A 639-nucleotide genomic window follows, 5' to 3' on the forward strand; every position below is an offset into this window, starting at 1 on the left:
CTTCGGTCCGCTGCGGATCCGCTCGAGGACCTGCGCGGTGACCGCGGGATCGAGCATGGAGTGGCCGGCGGCGACCTGCCGCACGCCGGCGACGAGGTCGGCGCTGCGTACCTGCTTCAGGACATAGCCGGACGCCCCCGCCATGATCGCGGAGAAGAGGGCGTCGTCGTCGTCGAACGAGGTCAGGATCAGCGCGGCGATGCTCGGGTCGACCGACCGGATGTCGCGGCACACGTCGATGCCGGACCCGTCCGGCAGCCGGCCGTCGAGGATCGCGACGTCGGGCCGCAGGGCGGGGATCCGCCGCCGGGCCTCGTCGGCCAGGCCGGACTCGCCCACCACGACGATGTCGTCCTCGTCCTCCAGGAGGTCCTTGATCCCGCGACGGATGACCTCGTGGTCATCGAGCAGGAAGACCCGGATGGGCTTCGCGGCGCTCTCGGGCTCTGCTGATCGGCTCACCTGCTCAATCTACGACCGCGAAGGACTCCCGCCAATGCACGTCGTGCCCGGAGCCTGAGGACCAAAGTCCCTCGACGAACCCGCGCCCCGATGTTCACGGCTGCCCGCTCCCGACCGGGTCGTCGGCGGGAACCGCTGCCGCACCCGCCGGCGCCGGGGGCTCCGGCAGCACCGGTC

At 71.8% G+C, this 639-nt stretch carries 1 protein-coding gene; it reads right to left on the minus strand.

The annotated features are described in order from the left end of the window. A partial coding sequence (locus IEY81_RS23925; protein ID WP_229788132.1) for a response regulator occupies positions 1-462 on the minus strand: 462 nt, incomplete at its 3' end. Positions 463-639 lie beyond the last annotated feature (177 nt).

Source organism: Nocardioides luteus (assembly GCF_014648595.1).
Classification (GTDB): Bacteria; Actinomycetota; Actinomycetes; order Propionibacteriales; family Nocardioidaceae; genus Nocardioides; species Nocardioides luteus.